This window comes from Hamadaea sp. (assembly GCF_013362815.1).
Taxonomy (GTDB): domain Bacteria; phylum Actinomycetota; class Actinomycetes; order Mycobacteriales; family Micromonosporaceae; genus Hamadaea.
This window is the reverse complement of record NZ_JABFVK010000106.1, coordinates 21,471-39,844: the sequence shown is the minus strand read 5'-3', so window position 1 is coordinate 39,844 and position 18,374 is coordinate 21,471. Positions and strand designations below refer to the sequence as shown.

The following is an 18,374-nucleotide window of genomic DNA, read 5'->3' as shown; positions in this document are numbered from 1 at the left end:
AACAAATGTTCGACGAGCGGGAGCGGTAGGCTGAGCCGCATGTCCGACGAGTTCGCGCAGGCCCAGGCCGACGTCAAGCAACTGCCGACACGCCCTGGCAACGACGTTCTGCTCCAGCTGTATGCGCTCTACAAGCAGGGCAGCCAAGGCGATGCCACCGGCAAGCGGCCGGGCGTGTTCGACCTGGTCGGCCGGGCCAAGTTCGACGCCTGGAGCGAGCTTGCCGGCACTGACCCGGCCGAGGCGCAGGCCCGGTACGTCGAATTGGTGAAGAAGCTTCAGGGCTGACCTATTGCGACCGTCGCGCCGAGGTCGTCGTCCACGGCGATCTCGACGCGCAGACCGCCCTCGGCCAGCGCCGCCGCGGTGATCGGCGCCTGTTCGTCGCTCGTCTCGATGAGGACCCGGCCGCCGCGCGCCAGCCACGGGCGGGCCTCGGCCGCCACCCGCCGATGCACAGCCACACCGTCCGGGCCGCCGTCGAGCGCGACGCGCGGCTCGTAGTCGCGCGCCTCCGGCGGCATCAGCGCGATCCGCTCGCTCGGGACATAAGGCGCGTTCACTGCCAGCACGTCGACTCGCCCCCGGATCGCGCCGGGCAAGGCTTCGAACAGATCTCCCTGGTACGCGTGAAGCAGTGCACCGGTCAAGTTGGTGCGAGCGCAGTGCACTGCGACGGGATCGACGTCGGCGGCGTACACCTCGATGGCGGGCACCGCTTCGGCGATGGCCCGTCCGACCGCGCCGGTGCCGCAGCAGAGGTCCACGACGATCGCGCCCGGGTGGGCATACGCGGCGGCGCGGCGGGCGAGGAACTCCGTCCGCCGCCGTGGCACGAAGACGCCCGGTTCGACGGCGATCCGCAGTCCGCAGAACTCCGCCCAGCCGAGGATCTGTTCGAGGGGCTCGCCGGCCTCCCGGCGGCGCAGCCGCCGGTCGACGTCTTCGGGAGCGGATTCGGCGAGGATCAGCCCCGCCTCGTCTTCGGCGAACACGCAACCGGCCGCACGCAGGCGGAGCACGGCTCCGGCGAAGGTCACAGACATGGCATACGCACGATACCCGTGAGTACTAAAGTGCCCCGCATGGTCTCCGAGCGGGTGCAGAGCCAGGTTTTCGGTGAGGTGGCGGCGGATTACGACGACGTCCGGCCGGGATATCCGGTCGAGATCGCCGACCGGATCGTCGCGTACGCCGGCCGCCGCCCGCAGTCGATCGTCGAGGTGGGCGCCGGCACCGGCAAGGGCACCGAAGTCCTGCGTACGCTCGATGCCCCGATCACCTGTGTGGAGCCGGACGCGGCCATGGCGGGCGTCCTGCGACGGCGGTTCGCCGACGACGAGCTCGTGGCGATCGAGGTCAGCCGGTTCGAGGACTGGACAAGCCCGGTCACCGGCGTCGACCTGCTGGCCAGCGCACAGGCCTGGCATTGGGTCGGCCGCGAGGTGCGTACGCGGTTGGCCGCCGCCGCGCTGGCTCCCGGTGGCGTCATCGCCTTGTTCGCCCACGACTTCGGATTCGCCGACGACGACACCGCCACGGCGATGCAGAACGTCTACCTCAAGTACGCCCCCGAGATCGCCCACGGCGTGCCGGCGAACGTGCATCCGGACGTCTTCCACCCCGATGAGCTGCGGATCTCCCCGCTGTTCACCGATTTCGAGAAGCAGGACGTCATCCGGGTCGTGCCCTTCCCCACCCCGCGTTACCTCCGGCTGCTGTCCACCTTCTCCCCGCACCGCATGCTGCCCGAAGACCGCCGAGTACGCCTGCACCAGGCGATCGCGGACCTCATCGACGGCCGCGGCGGGGTGCTGCATCAGCAGCTGACGACGGGCCTGGTGCTCGCCCGCCGGGCTGCCTGATCAGGGCGTTCGCCGCCCGTCGTTTGCGGAGCAGGTGGGTCAGGTAGAGCAGGGCGGCGGTCAGCACGCCCATGTCGTCGAGGTACATCGGATCGGGGAGCAGGTCGATCGGCAGGATCGTGTAGATCAGCGCGCCCCAGAACGCGACCTTCCCGCCGGTGCCCAGGTCGCCCAGCATGCGCTTGGTCACGAAGAGCTTACGGGCCAGCCGAATCGCACCATACAAAGTGGCCAGTGCGACCACACCGGCGACGACGCCGACGACGATCCAGGCTTCGCGGGACATGGCGCTGAGCGTACCCAGATCAAGCCATGGTCATGCCAGGGTCATGCCAGCGCGGCCGTCACGACCTCCCGAGCCGCGCGGAGCTGGTCTTCGGTCGCCGCGGGCAGGGTGTCCTCCCACACGGGAAGCGCGTAGCGAGTCGCCTCGAGCATGCCCAGCGGCCGGGGCATGAACCAGACGTGGAAGTGCGCCGCGCCGTCGCCCCAGCGGTAGAGGTGCACCCGGGCGATGTCCGGCAGCGCGAGAATCGCGCGTTCCACCCGAGCGGTGATCCGGCCGAAGTCGGCCGCCAGCGCCGGTGGCAGATCGGCGAACGAGTCGGCGTGCGTACGCGAGGCGAGCCAGAACGTGCCGGGCAGGCTGCCGCCGACCGGCTCGTGCAGCACCCAGTTCTCGTCGGACCAGACGCCGTCGTCCTGCTCGCAGATTCGGCACGGTTCGCCGCCCGGCTCGCCCCGGCGAGGCGGCTCGGGCAGGGTGCGTGGGCCGGGCGCGACCGGAGTGAGCGGCTCGGCGAAGGGAAGTCTCATCATTGCGTCATGATGCGCCGCGTACGCGGATCGATGCAATACTTGCGTTCAGAAAATGCAACGGCTATGTTTCATTCGTGAAGGATGATCTCCACGAGGCGACCGTGGCGGTGCTGGCCGAAGTCGGGTGGGACGGGCTGACCCTGGAACGGGTCGCCGACAAAGCCGGCCGGTCCCGGGTGACCCTGTGGCGCAACGGCGTGACGCGGGAGAGCCTGCTGGACGGGCTCCTCAAACGGCTGGCCGAGGACTACCGCGACGCGATGCTGCCGGTGCTGACCGCTGGTGGCGATCCCGCCGAGCGGCTGCGCAAGACGATGAACGCGCTCTGCGACGTCGTCGACGCGCACACCGACGTGCTGACGCTCTCCGACGAGATGTTCCACCGGGCGGCCGCGACGGCGGACCTCCCGATGAAGTTCCTCGACCCGTTCATCGCCGTGCTGCGCGACGCACGGGCGGCCGGACGGCTGCTCGGCAAGGGCACCGACCTCGACCGGGCCGACATCCTCTTCAACGCCGTCGCCTGGACCTACCTGCACCTGCGGGCCCGGCACGCCTGGGCTCCGGCGAAGGCGCGTACTCATCTGCTGCCGATGCTGATCGAAGGGACGATCCGATGAACTCGCTGCACGACGCGTACTGCTCCAGCCCGGAGTGGGCCGAGCTGTTGGTGGGTGAGGTGCTGCCTTGGGGACTGGCCGGCCTGCCGAAGCCCGGGTACGCCGTCGAACTCGGCGGCGGCTTCGGCGCGAGTACGGCGTACCTGCTGGACTGGGCGTCGAAGCTGACCGTGATCGAGGCCGACGCCGTTCTCGCCGACGGGCTGACCGCCCGGTTCCCAGCCGCCGACGTACGCCATGTCGACGCCCGCCATGTCCCGCTGCCCGACGGCGTCGCCGACGCGGTGGTCTGCTTCACGATGCTCCACCACGTCACCCCGTCGACTGCGCAGGACGAGCTGTTCGCCGAGGCGGCCCGGTTGTTGCGTCCGGGCGGCTGGTTCGCCGGGACCGACAGTCTCGGGTCGGACCGCTTGCGAGAGTTCCACGAGGGCGACGTCTACGAACCGCTGGACCCCGAAACCCTCCCCGGACGCCTGACAGCGGCCGGGTTCGGCGACGTGGAAGTCGAGGTGGGGGACCGGTTGCGGTTCCGCGCTCGCCGCTGACACCTTGCCGCGTGCGGCCGGACGTGCATACTCAGCGGATATGGAGTCCGAACGTCCGGAACTCGGCCGGGATCTCGCGCACGCGCTGCGGACCGGCCCGTTCTCGGCCGCCCTCCATCTGGCGATCGAGGATCGCGGGCTACGCCTGGAGGAGATTCAGGAGAAACTCGCGGCGGCCGGGATCGCCGTCAGCCTGACCACGCTGAGCTATTGGCGGCGCGGGCGTAGCCGGCCCGAGCGGCCGGATTCGATGAAAGCCGTGCGGCTGCTGGAAGAGATTCTGGCGCTGCCACCGGAATCGCTCATCGCACAGCTCGGGCCGCGCCGTCCCCGCGGGCGCTGGCTCACCCAGCCGCCGGGCACATTGGACATCGACCGCCTCTTCGAGGACGCCACCAGCGTGTCCCGGATGATCGGCGAGCTCGACCGCTGGCTCAACCACGAACTGACCCGGTTGAGCCTGCACGATCTCTACCTCGTCGGCGGCGAACGGCAGGAGATCAGTCTGACCTGCCGTCAAGTGCTCCGATCCAACGTGGACAGACTCAGCCGCACCGTCGGCATCTTCCGCACCGACGACCTCCAGGCGTTCACCGACATCCGCGCGCTGCGCAACTGCCGGCTCGGCCGGGTGCGTACGGACGCGGCATCGGGGCTGTTGGCGGCCGAGATCATCTTCGACCGCATGCTCGCCCGGGGTGACACCGTCGTCATCGAGTACGCCTTCCTCAGCGACTCGGCGACGCCGACCGAGACCTACTACCGCGGATTCAACGTGCCCGTCAGCGAGTACGTCCTCGAGGTGCAGTTCGATCAGCGAGCCGTCCCCGCCCGGTGCTATCGGTACGAGCGCCGGGCCATCCACGCTCCCGACCAGGGCGTACGCGAAGTCTGGATCGGCTCTACGCATGGTGCTCACCTTGTCGCCTCCGATGTTCCGCCGGGCATCGTGGGGATGCGCTGGGAATGGGAATGAGCCGCTGCCAAGTGAGCGATGGGCAGGCGGCCTCCCTCGTGAGGAGGCCGCCCACCACACCGGTCAGGCGACGGTCAGCGTGACGTCGTCGACGACGAAGCTGGTCTGCAACGACCAGTCTTCGATCCCGGTGAACTTGAGGGTGACCGTCTGCCCGGCGAACTGCGACAGGTTCACGGTCTTCTCGGCGTATGCCGAATTGACGCTGAGGTTCGAGTAACCGGCCACCGTCGTGCTCCCGATGGCGACGGTGAAGGTGTCGTAGACGACGTTCTCGGTCTCCGCTGTCGTGACGTACAGCCAGAACTTCAGCGTGGCGGTGCAGCCGGCCGGGATGGTCACCGACTGCGAGAGCGTATCGGTGTGCGCCGACCCGCGTCCGCCGAACCACGCGTTACGGGTGCCGGTCCGAGCCGGGTACTCCGCCCAGGTGCCGACGACGTACTGCGACGCCGTCCACGGGCTGGTCCCGCTCTCGAACCCGCCGTTGCCGACGAGCTGCGCCGGAGTGCAGCCACCGCCGGTGCCGACCGTCCAGGTGAACTGGGCCGATCCGGTCTTGCTCGCCGAGTCCGTCACGGTGACGGTCACGTTCGACGTCCCCGCGGTGGTCGGCGTACCGGTGATGCGGCCGGTCGAAGAGCCGATGGACAGCCCGGCCGGCAGCCCGCTCGCGCTCCACGTGTACGGACTCGTCCCGCCACTGGCCGACAGTTGCAGGTCGACGGCCTGCCCGACCGCGGTGCTCTGGTTGCCCGGGTTGGTCACAGACGGGCTGCCGGGGTCGCCGCCGCCGATGAATCCGGTGTACAGCAACACATTCGGCGAGCCACTCCCGGGACTGGTGATCTTCCCGGTGGTGCCGTTGTTCACCAGGGCGTTGCGTACCTGGGCGGGCGTCGCCGACGGGTTAGCGCCAAGGTACAGCGCGGCTGAGCCGGTGACGTGGGGTGAGGCCATGGAGGTGCCGGTCATCGTCGCGCTGCCCGTGTTGCTGGAGTAGGAGGCGGAGACGATGTTGGTGCCCGGTGCGAACAGGTCCAGGCAGGAGCCGTAGTTGCTGGTGCTGTTGCGCGCGTCGGCGTTGGTGCTGTTGCCGACCGTGATCGCGGCGGAGACCCCCTGCGGGCTGTAGTAGCAGGCGTCGTCGCCGGAGTTGCCGGCCGCCTCGACGAACTGCACTCCCGACGAGATCAGGTTGTTCACCGCGCTGTCCATCGCGGCGCTGCTGCACCGGCTCTGGCAGCCGATGCTGTAATTGGCGACTGCGGGCTTCTGGGCGTTGGTGCGTACCCAGTCGATGCCCGCGATGAGGTCGTCGTTGGTGCCGCTGCCCTGGCAGTTCAGGACGCGGACGGAGACGAGCGACGCCTTCTTCGCGATGCCGTAGGTGGTGCCCACCGCCGTTCCGGCCACGTGCGTACCGTGGCCGTGGCAGTCCTGCGGCGTGCTGTCGTTGTCGACCATGTCCACGCCCTGCTTCACCCGGCCGGTGAAGTCGACGTGGCTCGCGTTGAGCCCGGTGTCCAAGATGTACACCGTGACGCCCTGGCCCGGGTTGGCCGGATAGGTGAACGTCTGGTTCAGCGGCAGACTGCGCTGGTCGATCCGGTCGTCGCCCCAGTTCGGCGGGTTGTTCTGGGTGTCCTGTACGCCGATCCGCTGCGCCTGCTCGACGTACGCGACGGCGGGGTCGGCCGCCAGCTTGCGAGCCTCCACCTCGGGCAGGTTCGCCGAGAAGCCGTGCAGCCCGGCGGAGTAGACGTGCCGGGTCTGCCCGCCGAAGCGGGCGCTCAGATCACGGGCGGCCGCCGCGATCGCGGACGGGGTCGCCGTACGCAATGCGGTGTCCTTGAGTACCACGATGTAGCGGCCCGGAACGGCGTCCGGACTGTCGGCCGCACGGATGACGCCGGTCGGCTGCGAGGCCGGCGACGCCAGCGCGGCGGCCGGCGTGAGCGTGGTCGCGAGCGCGAGTAACAGCGCCGCGGCCACCGTGGGGGTGCGATGTGCCAAGGGTTCCTCCTCCCATTTCGCCCCCTGCGTTTCCGGGGCTGGTCCACCGTCCTGACTGACCGTTGCGAGGGGGGGACCAGCCTCGCGGCCGGGTCTTCCACGGCGCCGACCGCGAGGGGCTGCCGGGAAACGTAGAACTTCGTGAATTCGCGGCGACAGATCGTTTAACAGTCATCGGTCGATTGGCCCGTCAAAACTGTTTATGAGATCGACACCCATTGACACTTCCTTAATGGTTAGGCAAACTGTCTAACCATTCGAGCATTGGGGAGGTTAGATGAAGCGATACGCAAGAGGTCTCGCCCTCGCCACCGGCCTGGCCCTCGTGGCGGCGCTGTCGCCGGCGACGCCCGGCGCGGCGGCGGCGACCCGATACGAGGCGGAGAACGCGACCATCTCGCAGGGCGTGGTGGAGGCCAACCACCTCAACTACTCCGGTAGCGGCTTCGTCAACGGCGACAACGTCGTGGGCAGCTATACGGAGTGGACGGTCACCGCGGCCAACGCGGGCACCGCCACCTTGACGATCCGCTACTCCAACGGCACCACCACCGGCCGCCCGGCCGACATCTCGGTGAACGGCACGGTCGTCTCGGCGGCTTCGGCCTTCGGGAGCACCACCAACTGGGACACCTGGGCGAACAAGACGCTGACGGCCACGCTCGCCGCCGGGAGCAACACGGTGCGAGTGACGGCGACGACCGTCAACGGGCCCGCCAACCTGGACTACCTGGACGTCGACATCGCGGCCCCGTCGAGCGACTACCAGGCGGAGAACGCGGTCCTTTCGCAGGCTGCGGTCGCGACCAACCACACCGGCTACACCGGCACCGGGTTCGTCGACTACACCAACATCGCGGGCTCCTACGTGGAATGGACGGTCAGCGCGGCCGCCGCGGGCAGCCAGACCCTCACCTTCCGGTACGCCAACGGCACGACCGTGGACCGGCCGATGGACATCGCCGTGAACGGCACCGTCGTCGCGGCCGGAGTCTCCTTCCCGGGCACCGCGAACTGGGACACCTGGGCGAGCAAAGCGGTGACGGCTTCGTTGGCCGCGGGCTCGAACACCATCCGGGCCACCGCGACGACCGCGAACGGTGGACCCAACGTCGACACGCTCGGCGTGACGGGGGGCGGCGGAGGCGGCGACACCGAAGCGCCGACCGTTCCGGGCAACCTGCGGTCGACCGGGGTGACCTCGTCCAGCGTGAGCCTGGCCTGGGACGCGTCCACCGACAACGTCGGCGTCACCGGCTACGACGTCTACCGGGGCGGCACTTTCGCCACCACCGTCGCGGGAACTTCTGCCACCGTGGGTGGGCTCACCGCTGCGACGGCGTACACGTTCACCGTGAAGGCTCATGATGCGGCTGGCAACAGCTCGGCTGCCTCGAATTCCGTCACCGCCACTACCAGTGGCAGCTCCGGCGGTCCGGCCGTGCCGTTCGGGAGCCATTCGTTCCCGTACGCCGCCGGCATGCTCAAGCCGTCCGGATCGCAGTCCACTCTGGACCAAGCAGTGATCACGGTCTACAACAAGTGGAAGGCGAACTTCGTCAAGCAGAACTGCGGCAACGGCTGGTACGAGACCATCTCGCCGGACGCCGACCACCCGTACGTGGCCGAGGGTCAGGGCTACGGCATGGTGATCACGGCGACGATGGCCGGTGCGGACGCCAGCGCCAAGACGATCTTCGACGGCATGGTGAAGTACGTCCTGGCCCATCCCTCGGTGAACAACGCCGACCTCCTCGCCGCCGAACAGGACACGAGTTGCAAGAGCGTCAACGGTTCCGACTCGGCGACCGACGGCGACCTGGATGTGGCGTACGCGTTGCTGCTGGCGGACAAGCAGTGGGGCAGCGCCGGGACCTACAACTACAAGCAGCTGGCGATCAAGCGGATCAACGCCATCAAGGCCAGCGAGATCAACCCGGCGACGAACCTGCTGAGGCTCGGCGACTGGAGCACCTGCTGCGACGCGCTGTACTACACCACCCGGCCGTCCGACTTCATGATCGACCACATGCGGGCGTTCCGGGTCGCGACCGGTGACTCGGCGTGGGACACCATCCGCACCGCCCACCAGACCCTCATCACGAACCTTCAGAGCCAGTACGCCCCCAGCACCGGGCTGCTGCCGGACTTCGTCGTCACCACCAACACGACGCCGAAGCCGCCGACCGGGCAGGTTCTGGAGAGCGCCAACGACGGCAAGTACTACTGGAACTCCTGCCGTACGCCGTGGCGGATCGGCGCGGATGCGGTCACCAGCGGAAACTCCGCCTCGCTGACCTCGGCTCGCAAGATGAACACCTGGATCAAGTCGAAGACCGGCGGCAATCCCGCCAGCATTGTCGACGGCTACTCCCTGAGCGGCAGCAACCTCGACTCGGGCAACGACGCGTGCTTCTACGCGCCGTTCGCGGTCGCGGCGATGACCGACTCCGGCAGCCAGGCCTGGCTGGACGCGCTGTGGAACCACATGGTGTCGCACACGTTCGGCAGCACGGAGTACTACAACATGTCCGTCCAGTTGCAGGTGATGATCGTCGTCTCCGGCAACTACTGGGTGCCCTAGCCCACCCCGCCGACCCGCTCCCTCTTCGTCCCGAGGAGGGAGCGGGCGCGGGCGTACGCGTCGAGCACGCCGCGTACGGGGGTGAGCACGTGCGAATCGGCGACGAGTACGACGGCGGACCGCAGGCGTGCGTACGCCCGCCGACCCTTGCGCCGGGCGGCGAGGCGGACGATCGGCCGGACGAGCAAGGCGAGCCCGAGGCCGACCAGGAGACCCGCGAAGAGGAGGAAGGTCGGCAGCGGAACCCGGCCGACCTCGGGCATCGGGATCTCCGGCAGCGCGAGCGCGAACATGACGTAGCGCACGAGCAGCCAGAGCACTCCGGCGACGACGGCCAGCGCGGCGATCCATTGCAGGAGCCCGAAAGTCCGCCACCAGCGCGGGTTGCGATCCAACTTCAGGTCGGTACGCGCGACCGCGACGTCCAAGGCGTCGGGCAGGTCGTCCCGGCGCGACCGAGCCGCCGTACGCAGCGCGTCCTGCCACGGCGGGGCCAGCCCGCGTCCGGCGTCCTCGGCGATCTGGCGTACGGCGAGCGAGGCTTCGGCCTGAGCCGCCGGGGCGGCCGGTCCGATGGAGGTGGCTCCGACGGTGGAACCGGCCGACGCGGAGCCCACTCGCAGACGGCGCAACGGATCGGCGCGGAATCGGCGTACCCACCGGGCGAACGGCCAGCCCGTCGCCTTCCGGGCGCGATGCACGTACGCCTGCTCGGTGGCGGACGCGACCAGGGGTACGCCCGCGGCGTGGGCGAGCGCGTCGACGAGCGCCTTCTGCGACGCCTTCGGGACCTCCGGAGCCGGGGCGGCCACCAATGGGGCGAGCTGCGCCGACACCGTTGTGACGTCGGCGTCCAGCCGACGGAGCGCCGCCTCCCTGCGGCGTACGGCGCCGGTCAGCTGGGTGACCAACGGGTCCAGCCCCGGCGGCCCGACGGCGGACGTGGCGACCACCGGTACGCCGGCCAGCCCGTCGGCCCGCAACAGATCGTCCAGATCGGACAGACATTCCCGGAGGTCCTCGGGCGACAGCAGATCCGCCTGGTGCAACGCGACGACGGTCACGTCCTTGTGCGCGGCGAACTGTTCGAGATACTGCCGATGGACCACCTTGTCGGCGTACTTCTGGGGGTGGAGCACCCAGACGATCAGGTCCACCACTCGCAGAAGCCGGTCGACTTCCACGCGGTGGGACGCCGCGACGGAGTCGTAGTCGGGCAGGTCGAGCAGGACCAGGCCGTCGAGCTCGCCGGCCGGGACGCCGTAGCGCTTGACGACGTCAAGCCAGTCCAGCAGCTCGTCCGCGCCGGAACCCCAGACACACGCGTACGCCTCACCAGTGGTGGGACGCCGTCGCCCGGCGGGCGAGAGTTCCACTCCGGCGAGCCGGTTGAACAGGGTGGACTTGCCGCTACCCGTCGCACCCGCCAACGCCACCACGGTATGCGCCCGGGACAGCGCGAGCCGTTCTCCGGCCCGGTCCACTACAGCCTGAGCCGGGGCGAGTTCGTCGGCGGGCAGGTACGGCGAGGTCGTCTCGACGAATTCGCGGAGCGCGCCGACCCGATCGACCACGGAGTCCAGCTTCATCGGGCCTCCCCGAGCGAGGAGTCGCCGAGCCTGGCCTGCGCGACGGCCGCCGCCGCGGATCGCAATGACGAACCCGCCGCACCGTCGATTCCGGCGTCGGCCAGCACCGCCCGGAACCGGTCGGCCTCCTCGTCGAGGAGGGCGTCGACCCGATCGAGCAGATCCTTGCGGGCCTTGGCGGCGAGCTGCCGCACCGCCTGATCGCCGAAGATGGCCTCCAGCACCTTCTGCGCCGCGATCGTCGTCCCCGCGCCGACGGCGATCTCCGCGCCGGTCGGGATGAACGCCGTCGCCGCGAAAACGCTGATCATCACCACGAGGCCCAACCCGTTCACGGCGTACGCCCCGGCCCGGGCGAAGGCTATGCGGTTGCCAGATTCGGTCCGGACGAGTTCCAGAACCGAGCGCTGCCAATCGCGTACCAGTCGATCGAGCCGAAGGCTCAAATCCTCCGATGGAGCGGCGAGCTCGGGATGAGCCTTGACCAGCGCGGAGCCGGCCGGATGGGCCCGCCACGCGGCGGTGGCCCGCTCCGCCGCGTCGGCCGCCGCCCCCCGCACGAAGGTGACCACGCCGGACTCCAGCGCGCTCTGCAGCTGTTCGGCGGGGCGCGGACGGCCGGTGACGGTGTCGACGAGCCGGTCCCGCCAGCGGGCGACGCGGGCCTGCAAGCCGCGCATGAACTCACCCGCACCGACCAGCTCCTGCCAGCGGGCCAGCACCTCGCCCCGCAGCAACGCGCCATCGCGGATGCCGCGCTCGACCGCCTTCCCGGCCTCCTCGTACGCCGACCGCGCCGAGCCCTCGAGCGCCTCCGCCGCCTCTACCTGGGCGTCCGCGGCCGTCGCGAGCTGGGTGACGGCCGGATCGAGCGCCGCGACCGCGCCGTCCACGGTCTGCCGCACCACCGCCGCGCGATCCGCCGCAGACCGGGCGAGCGAGTCGAGCCAGCCGCGGACCTCCGCGACCAGCGGTTCGGGAAGCAGCCGGCGATCGTCCAAAGTGGTCTCCGGCACGACGAAGAGCTTCGCTTCGCCGAAGCCGTTCGCACCGAGCATCTCGATCAGGTGCGGCGTGACCTCGGCATCCGCGTCGCCCGGCAGCCGGTCCAGGACCAGGGCGACTGCGGTGCCGCGGGCCCGCGCGTCCCGCAACAGCTCCCACGGGACGGCGTCCGCGTAGCGGGTCGCGGTCGTCACGAACAGCCAGAGGTCCGCGGCGGCCAGCAGCCGCTCGGCGAGCGCGCGATTGCTCTCCACGACCGAGTCGATGTCCGGGGCGTCCAGCAATGCCAGGCCCGCGGTCAGCCTCTCGCTTGTCACGATGCGCAAGCCGCCGTCATCTCCACTGGTACGCCCAAGGCCGGGCAACAGGTGAGCCTCGGTGAACCAGGCGGCGTCGTCGGGGTGGCAGACGAGGACGGGATCGCGGGTCGTCGGACGGCGTGCCCCGGCAGCGCTGACCGGTTCGCGCACGATGCTGTTGACCAGGGTGGACTTGCCGGCCCCGGTGGAGCCGCCGACCACCACGAGCAGCGGCGCGTCGAGCCGGGCCAGCCGGGGCAGCAGGTAATCCTCCAGCTGTGCCCGAGTCGTGGCAGCGGTCTTCGCCGCCTCCGCCGCCTCCGGCAGGCTCAACGGAAACCGCACCGCCGCGAGCGCGTCGCGCAACGCCCCCAACGCCTCCGCGAGCCTCATGGTGTCCTCTATACCCCACGCTCGCTCGCTTGCCATCTGGAACGCGGAGATCTACAGTCACAGGCGTACCAAATCTAGACAGTGACAAGATGGAGGGCGCAATGAACCACCTCGTGCTCAGCGACGCCAGCCGGATCGTCTCCGGCATCCTGCTGCTCTCGATCGTGACCATCGAGTTCGGCGGCTGGTTCATGACGAAGATCGTCCGGGGCCAGGTGCCGATGACCGACTTCCAGAAGGCCTTCGCGCGAGCCGGGCACGCGCACGCGGGCGTACTGGTGACGCTGGGGCTTGTCGCCCAGGTGCTCGCTGACGCGACCACCTTCGACGGTGCGACCGGCTGGCTCGTCCGGCTGCTCATCCCCGCCGCCGCCATTCTCATGTCCGGCGGGTTCTTCGCCGCTTCAGCCGGCCGGAACGTGACCCAGCCGACCAAGGCTGTCGTGATCCTCTGGCTGGGCGCGGCCTGCCTCGCCGCCGGGTCGCTGACCCTCGGGATCGGACTCCTCGCCGCCTAGCCTTTTGGGCTGCAGATCACGAATCACGGGCACCTGTCCGTGCATTAATACCCACCTGGGGTATGCTGTGTCGTCATGAGCAGCAGTGTTCACCGGATGCGTACCCGCCGGTCGGGTCCGCTTCTGCTGTTGCTGCTGCTCCTCGCGGCCGGAGTCGCGGGAATGCACACCCTCGGGCATGCCTCGCACACCCCAGCCCACAACCCGGTGCACAGCTCCGCCATGAGCGCTGCCGTAAGCGCCGGATCAGGGATGTCGGCCGAATCTCGGGGCGCGGACCGACCCGGAACCGTGATCCGGTGGGAAAGCGGGTCCGGGCACGGCGGGCCGATGACCGACCCGACCGTCATGTGCCTGGCCATCCTCGGTGGGGTCGCTCTCATCGCCTTCGTTCTGGTCCTCCTCGTGCGCCGGTTGGCCGGTTCCGGCGTACGCCCGGCGCAGCCGATCGCCGTCCGGAATCTCTTCGGCCGGGGCCCACCGCGTACGCCTGTCGGACTTCTCCTCGCCGACCTCTCGGTGCTGCGGAACTAGGACGCCTGGCTCGACCAGCGTCCGAAACATCCGTCCATAGAGGAGAAAACTTCATGAACCGCACCGTCAACCGGGCATTGATGCTCGGGATCGTCCCCGTGCTCGCCGTCGCGCTGAGCGCCTGCAACGACTCGGAGGACAACGGCATGTCAGGGATGAACCACGGAAGCACGTCCTCGGCGTCCGCTCCGGCGACCGGCTCGGCGAACGCCGCCGACGTCGAGTTCGCGCAGATGATGATCGTCCACCACCAGCAGGCCGTCGAGATGGCCACGCTCGCCGAGACTCGGGCGAGCGACGCCGAGGTCAAGTCGCTGGCGGCGCAGATCAAGGGCGCGCAGCAGCCGGAGATCGACAAGATGACCGGCTGGCTGACCGCCTGGGGCAAGTCGACCGCCGCGCCGATGGGCCACGACATGATGAGCATGCCGGGTCTGATGAGCGAAGACGACATGAAGCTGCTCGCTGCTGCGCAGGGCACCGCCTTCGACAAGAAGTTCGCCCAGTTGATGATCGCCCACCACAACGGGGCCATCGAGATGGCGAACAGCGTTCTGGCCAACGGGGCCGATCAGCAGGTGAAGGCGCTCGCCCAGGCGATCGTCTCGGCGCAGACCGCCGAAGTCGCCCAGCTGCAGAAGATCGTCGCCCGGCTCTAGGAGTCCCGTCGGGCGGGCGTACTCCTATGCCCGCCCGACGGCATCGCCCGAGGGAACTGACATGACCACCCAGCATCACCACGAGCATCACGCGCCCGCCGTCGCAGAGATCGCGGAGGTCGCGCTCGCCGCCTGCTTCTGTGGCACCGAACTGGCCCACCTCGAACACGATCTGCGCAACCGGCCCGGCGTCACGTCTGTCCACATCGACCGGACCCGGTCGGTGGCGCACATCGGCTTCGACCCGGCGCGGACCGACCGCGCGCAGCTGGAGGCGTTCCTGCATCAGGCCGGCTACGACTGCACCTGCCGGGACTGCGACGACTCGACCTGCCAGCACGGCCACCCGGCGGCGGGCAAGGACGACGCGCATGCGGCCCACACCGACCACCCGGCCCACGCCACGCCGGCCCACGCCACGCTGGCCGACGACCACGCCGGGCACGACATGTCCGAGATGTCCGCAGGCCACGGGACCGGCGAGCATGAAGGCGGGCATGAGGACCACGAGAGCGGCGGGCACGAGGGCCACGGCGCGTCGATGGTCGCGGACATGTTCCGCCGCTTCCTCGTCAGCGCCGTCCTGACCATCCCGATCGTGCTCTTCTCGCCGATCGGCGAAACGATCGGTTTCACCGCCCACCCGCCGTTCGGGCTGTCGATGGCCTGGTTCGGGCTGATCCTCGCGACGCCGGTGGTGTGGTGGGGTGGCTGGCCGTTCATCTCGGCGGCGGCCCGGTCGCTGCGCCGCGGCGAGGTCACGATGATGACCCTCATCGCGACCGGCATCCTGGTGGCGTACTTGTATTCGGTCGGCGCGACGCTGCTCGGCGAGGAGGACGTCTTCTTCGAGGCCGCGGCGATGCTGACCACGCTCAGTCTCATCGGGCACTGGCTGGAGATGCGTTCGCGGTACGCGACCGGGCGCGCCGTCGAGGCCCTCCTCAATCTCGCTCCGCCCACGGCCCGCGTACGACGTGATGGTCGCGAGTCTGAGGTCCCGCTGGAGCAAGTGGTGACCGGAGACGAGATCGTCGTCCGCCCCGGGGAGAAGGTGCCGGTCGACGGTGAGGTCGTGGACGGCGCGAGCTATGTGGACGAGTCGATGATCACCGGCGAGCCGGTGCCCGTCGCCAAGCAGACTGGCGCGAAGGTGGTGGGTGGCACGATCAACACGACGGGCGCGTTCACCTTCCGCGCGACCGCGGTCGGGGCGGACACCGCGCTCGCCCGGATCGTCCAGATGGTCCGCAACGCGCAGGCGTCCAAAGCGCCGGCCCAGCGGCTCGCCGACACCGCGGGCAAGTACCTCGTCTACGTCGCGCTCGGCGCGGGCGCGATCACCTTCTTGGCCTGGGCGATCCTCGGCACGCACGGCATCGGCTTCGCGATCACCGCCGCCGTGTCGGCCGTCGTCATCGCCTGCCCAGACGCGCTCGCCCTGGCCACCCCCACCGCGATCACCGTCGGGGTCGGTCAGGGAGCGCGCGGCGGCGTCCTCTTCAAGAACGCCACGGCGCTCGAGGCCACGGCAGGTGTCACGACCGCAGTCTTCGACAAGACGGGTACGCTCACCGCCGGAGCGCCGTCGGTGACGGACGTCGTGGCGTTGGACGGCGTCGACGAAGGCGACCTGCTGCGGCTGGCGGCGTCGGCGGATCAGCCGTCACAGCATCCGCTCGCCGAGGCGATCGTGAGCGCCGCCCGCGACCGGGGCTCGGAAGTGAACCCGCCGCAGGACTTCGACTCCGTACCCGGTCATGGCGTAGTGGCCACTGTGGAGGGTCGTCGGGTGCTGATCGGCAACGCCCGTCTGCTCGACCGGGAGCAGGTCGCCGTCGACGGACTGCCCGATCCAGCCGCAGCGTTGGCCGCCGACGGCAAGACCGCCATGTACGTCGCGGTCGACGGCCGGCCGTGGGGTCTGATCGCCGTCGCCGACAGAGTCCGGGACTCCGGGAAGCAGGCCATCGCCGCCCTGCACGGCGCCGGGGTCAAGACCGTCATGCTGACCGGCGACCAGGCGCGTACGGCGGAAGCGGTTGCTCGCCAGGTCGGGGTGGACCAGGTGCTCGCCGACGTCCTGCCGGAAGACAAGGCCGCCAACATCACCCGGTTGCAAGGCGACGGTGCGAAGGTGGCCATGGTGGGCGACGGGGTCAACGACGCCCCGGCCCTCGCGCAGGCCGACGTCGGCATCGCGATCGGCGCGGGTACCGACGTCGCCGTGGAGACAGCCGACGTCGTTCTGGTGCGCGACGATCCCGCCGACGTCGCGTACGCCCTCCAGGTGGCTCGGGCGGTGCGTACGAAGATCAAGCAGAACCTCTTCTGGGCGGCGATCTACAACCTGCTCGCCATCCCGATCGCCGCCGGGGTGCTCTATCCCAGCCTCGGCATCCTGCTCCGGCCCGAATGGGCGGCGTTGTTGATGAGCGCGTCGACCATCATCGTGACGGTCAACGCACTCCTCCTGCGCCGACTGCGCCCGCGGCGTACCAGTGCTTAGTCGTTGGCGGACCGGCGAGGCGCGAGCCGCAACCGAACCTTGGTGATGGCGCGGCCGGTGACCTCGACGACCTCGGCGGTGAACCCCGGGGCCTTGACCACGTCGCCGGGCTTGTCGGGAATCCGGCCCAGCCGGTCGAGGACGAGCCCGGCGACGGTCGTGTAGTCGATGTCGCCGAGCCGCTCGACGTCGATGCCGAGATCCGGCAGATCGTGGATGGGGAACGCGCCCGGGACGAGCAGTACGCCGTCCGCCTCGGTCACGACCTCCTGGATGTCGCGGTCGGTCTCGTCGTAGATCTCGCCGACGACCTCCTCCACGAGGTCCTCCATCGTGATGATGCCGTCGATGGCGCCGCGCTCGTCGACGATGAGGGCGAACTGCTCCCGCTGCTGGCGGAGCTGCCGCATGGCGTCGGAGACCGACAGGGTCTCCGGCATCAACACCGCCGGGCGTACGCGTTCCACCGCGGTCTGCGTCCGATCGCCGCCCAGCAGATCGCGCAGGTGGACGACGCCGAAGACGTCGTCGAGGCCCTCCGGGCCGACCACCGGAGCCCGCGTATGCCCAGACTCGGCGAGCCGGGCCAGCGCCTCGTCGACGGACATCCCGACCGGAAGCGTCGTGACGTCCCGGCGCGGCACCAGGATCTCCCGGACCATGCGTTCGGTGATCTCGAACGCGCCCGAGATGATCTCGCGTTGCTGCGGCGTGAACCCGCGTTGGGCCACCACGAGCTCGCGGATCTCCTCGGCGCTGATCTCCTCGCGGGCCGCCCGCGGATCACCGCCGGTCAGCGCCACGATGAGGTCGGTCGACTTGCCGAGCAGCCAGACCACCGGCCGCGACGCGACGGCCATCCAGTCGAGTGGACGCGCGGCGATCAGCGCCCAGCTCTCGGCGCGCTGCATCGCGATCCGCTTCGGGGCCAGCTCGCCGAGGACGAGCGTGACGAACGTCAACACGATCGTGACGATCACGATGGATGCCGGCTCGGCCGCCGTTCCGAGGAACGACAGCGGCTCCACCAGCGGCTTCGCCAACGAGACGGCGGCCGCCGCCGAGGCGAGGAAGCCGGCCAGCGTGATGCCGATCTGGATGGTCGCGAGGAAGCGGTTCGGATCGCGAGACAGGCGCGCGAGCACCCGTCCGCCCCGCGAGGAGCGCTCCAGCCGTTGAATCTGGCTCTCCCGCAGCGAGATGAGTGCCATCTCACTGCCCGAGAGGGCTCCGTTGACCAGTACGAGAATCAGGACAAGCACCACTTGGGTGCCGTATCCGCCCACGGTCTGAGCTCACTCCTTCACGCGTAGTGGCCACCACCGTACCTTGATCCGCGTCGAGCAGGTGCCGACCGTGGGTGGTACACCACGTACCTGATCGTCGTCCGGTGAGGTATCTGACGTACCACCGACCGTGGGTACGAGCCGGAAATCCCGC

17 protein-coding genes are annotated in these 18,374 nt (G+C 69.6%); 10 read left to right on the top strand and 7 right to left on the bottom strand.

What is annotated here, in order from left to right; genetic code table 11:
- The first annotated feature begins 39 nt into the window (after positions 1 to 39).
- Positions 40 to 288 carry an acyl-CoA-binding protein gene (locus HOV77_RS33160; protein WP_290869840.1) on the top strand — a complete coding sequence of 83 codons (249 nt, stop codon included), beginning with the start codon at positions 40 to 42 and terminating at the stop codon, positions 286 to 288.
- Here the strand turns inward: HOV77_RS33160 and HOV77_RS33155 are convergent.
- Positions 279 to 1,046, bottom strand: coding sequence for a putative protein N(5)-glutamine methyltransferase (locus HOV77_RS33155; RefSeq protein ID WP_290869837.1), 768 nt, complete (start codon positions 1,044 to 1,046; stop codon positions 279 to 281). The two genes, HOV77_RS33160 and HOV77_RS33155, sit on opposite strands and share 10 nt — an antisense overlap.
- 39 nt (positions 1,047 to 1,085) lie before the next feature.
- Here HOV77_RS33155 and HOV77_RS33150 point away from each other — a divergent pair, with 39 nt between their 5' ends.
- Positions 1,086 to 1,865 (top strand): methyltransferase domain-containing protein, encoded by a 780-nt coding sequence (locus HOV77_RS33150; protein WP_290869834.1) that lies wholly within the window; start codon positions 1,086 to 1,088, stop codon positions 1,863 to 1,865.
- Here HOV77_RS33150 and HOV77_RS33145 read toward each other — a convergent pair.
- The gene (locus tag HOV77_RS33145; RefSeq protein WP_290869831.1) at positions 1,792 to 2,151 is read right to left on the bottom strand and encodes a YkvA family protein; all 360 of its coding nucleotides are present in this window, start codon (positions 2,149 to 2,151) and stop codon (positions 1,792 to 1,794) included. The two genes, HOV77_RS33150 and HOV77_RS33145, sit on opposite strands and share 74 nt — an antisense overlap.
- Positions 2,152 to 2,192: 41 nt before the next feature.
- A complete protein-coding gene (locus tag HOV77_RS33140) occupies positions 2,193 to 2,684 on the bottom strand; it encodes a hypothetical protein (RefSeq protein WP_290869829.1) in 492 nt (163 codons plus the stop codon).
- 74 nt (positions 2,685 to 2,758) lie between these two features.
- Here HOV77_RS33140 and HOV77_RS33135 point away from each other — a divergent pair, with 74 nt between their 5' ends.
- The 3 genes from HOV77_RS33135 to HOV77_RS33125 are packed head-to-tail and all read left to right on the top strand — an operon-like array spanning position 2,759 to position 4,828.
- Positions 2,759 to 3,304, top strand: coding sequence for a hypothetical protein (locus tag HOV77_RS33135; RefSeq protein ID WP_290869827.1), 546 nt, complete (start codon positions 2,759 to 2,761; stop codon positions 3,302 to 3,304).
- Positions 3,301 to 3,852 (top strand): class I SAM-dependent methyltransferase, encoded by a 552-nt coding sequence (locus HOV77_RS33130; protein WP_290869825.1) that lies wholly within the window; start codon positions 3,301 to 3,303, stop codon positions 3,850 to 3,852. The genes HOV77_RS33135 and HOV77_RS33130 overlap by 4 nt, the downstream gene beginning before the upstream one ends.
- A 40-nt stretch (positions 3,853 to 3,892) precedes the next feature.
- Positions 3,893 to 4,828 (top strand): hypothetical protein, encoded by a 936-nt coding sequence (locus HOV77_RS33125; protein WP_290869823.1) that lies wholly within the window; start codon positions 3,893 to 3,895, stop codon positions 4,826 to 4,828.
- 63 nt (positions 4,829 to 4,891) lie between these two features.
- On the opposite strand, the gene HOV77_RS33120 is transcribed toward HOV77_RS33125, so the two are convergent.
- A complete protein-coding gene (locus HOV77_RS33120) occupies positions 4,892 to 6,844 on the bottom strand; it encodes a S8 family serine peptidase (RefSeq protein WP_290869821.1) in 1,953 nt (650 codons plus the stop codon).
- Between the two features lie 277 nt (positions 6,845 to 7,121).
- On the opposite strand from HOV77_RS33120, the gene HOV77_RS33115 reads away from it, so the two are divergent.
- Positions 7,122 to 9,428: a glycosyl hydrolase family 8 gene (locus HOV77_RS33115; RefSeq protein WP_290869819.1), complete on the top strand. Its 2,307-nt coding sequence runs from the start codon at positions 7,122 to 7,124 to the stop codon at positions 9,426 to 9,428.
- Here the strand turns inward: HOV77_RS33115 and HOV77_RS33110 are convergent.
- Entirely contained in the window at positions 9,425 to 11,017 is a 1,593-nt protein-coding gene (locus tag HOV77_RS33110; RefSeq protein ID WP_290869817.1) for a GTPase, read from the bottom strand. The two genes, HOV77_RS33115 and HOV77_RS33110, sit on opposite strands and share 4 nt — an antisense overlap.
- Positions 11,014 to 12,714: a GTPase domain-containing protein gene (locus HOV77_RS33105; RefSeq protein ID WP_290869815.1), complete on the bottom strand. Its 1,701-nt coding sequence runs from the start codon at positions 12,712 to 12,714 to the stop codon at positions 11,014 to 11,016. Before HOV77_RS33105 ends, HOV77_RS33110 begins: the two co-directional genes overlap by 4 nt.
- A 101-nt stretch (positions 12,715 to 12,815) precedes the next feature.
- On the opposite strand from HOV77_RS33105, the gene HOV77_RS33100 reads away from it, so the two are divergent.
- The 4 genes from HOV77_RS33100 (at position 12,816) to HOV77_RS33085 (ending at position 16,934) form a co-directional block, all read left to right on the top strand.
- A complete protein-coding gene (locus HOV77_RS33100; RefSeq protein ID WP_290869813.1) occupies positions 12,816 to 13,232 on the top strand; it encodes a hypothetical protein in 417 nt (138 codons plus the stop codon).
- A 75-nt stretch (positions 13,233 to 13,307) separates the two neighbouring features.
- Complete coding sequence (locus tag HOV77_RS33095; RefSeq protein WP_290869810.1) at positions 13,308 to 13,766, top strand: DUF6153 family protein; 459 nt, start codon at positions 13,308 to 13,310, stop codon at positions 13,764 to 13,766.
- A 53-nt stretch (positions 13,767 to 13,819) separates the two neighbouring features.
- The gene (locus HOV77_RS33090; protein ID WP_290869808.1) at positions 13,820 to 14,425 is read left to right on the top strand and encodes a DUF305 domain-containing protein; all 606 of its coding nucleotides are present in this window, start codon (positions 13,820 to 13,822) and stop codon (positions 14,423 to 14,425) included.
- A gap of 61 nt (positions 14,426 to 14,486) precedes the next feature.
- Positions 14,487 to 16,934 (top strand): copper-translocating P-type ATPase, encoded by a 2,448-nt coding sequence (locus HOV77_RS33085; RefSeq protein WP_290869805.1) that lies wholly within the window; start codon positions 14,487 to 14,489, stop codon positions 16,932 to 16,934.
- On the opposite strand, the gene HOV77_RS33080 is transcribed toward HOV77_RS33085, so the two are convergent.
- On the bottom strand, positions 16,931 to 18,220 hold the full coding sequence (locus HOV77_RS33080) for a hemolysin family protein (RefSeq protein ID WP_290869802.1): 1,290 nt from the start codon (positions 18,218 to 18,220) through the stop codon (positions 16,931 to 16,933). The two genes, HOV77_RS33085 and HOV77_RS33080, sit on opposite strands and share 4 nt — an antisense overlap.
- Positions 18,221 to 18,374: the final 154 nt, after the last annotated feature.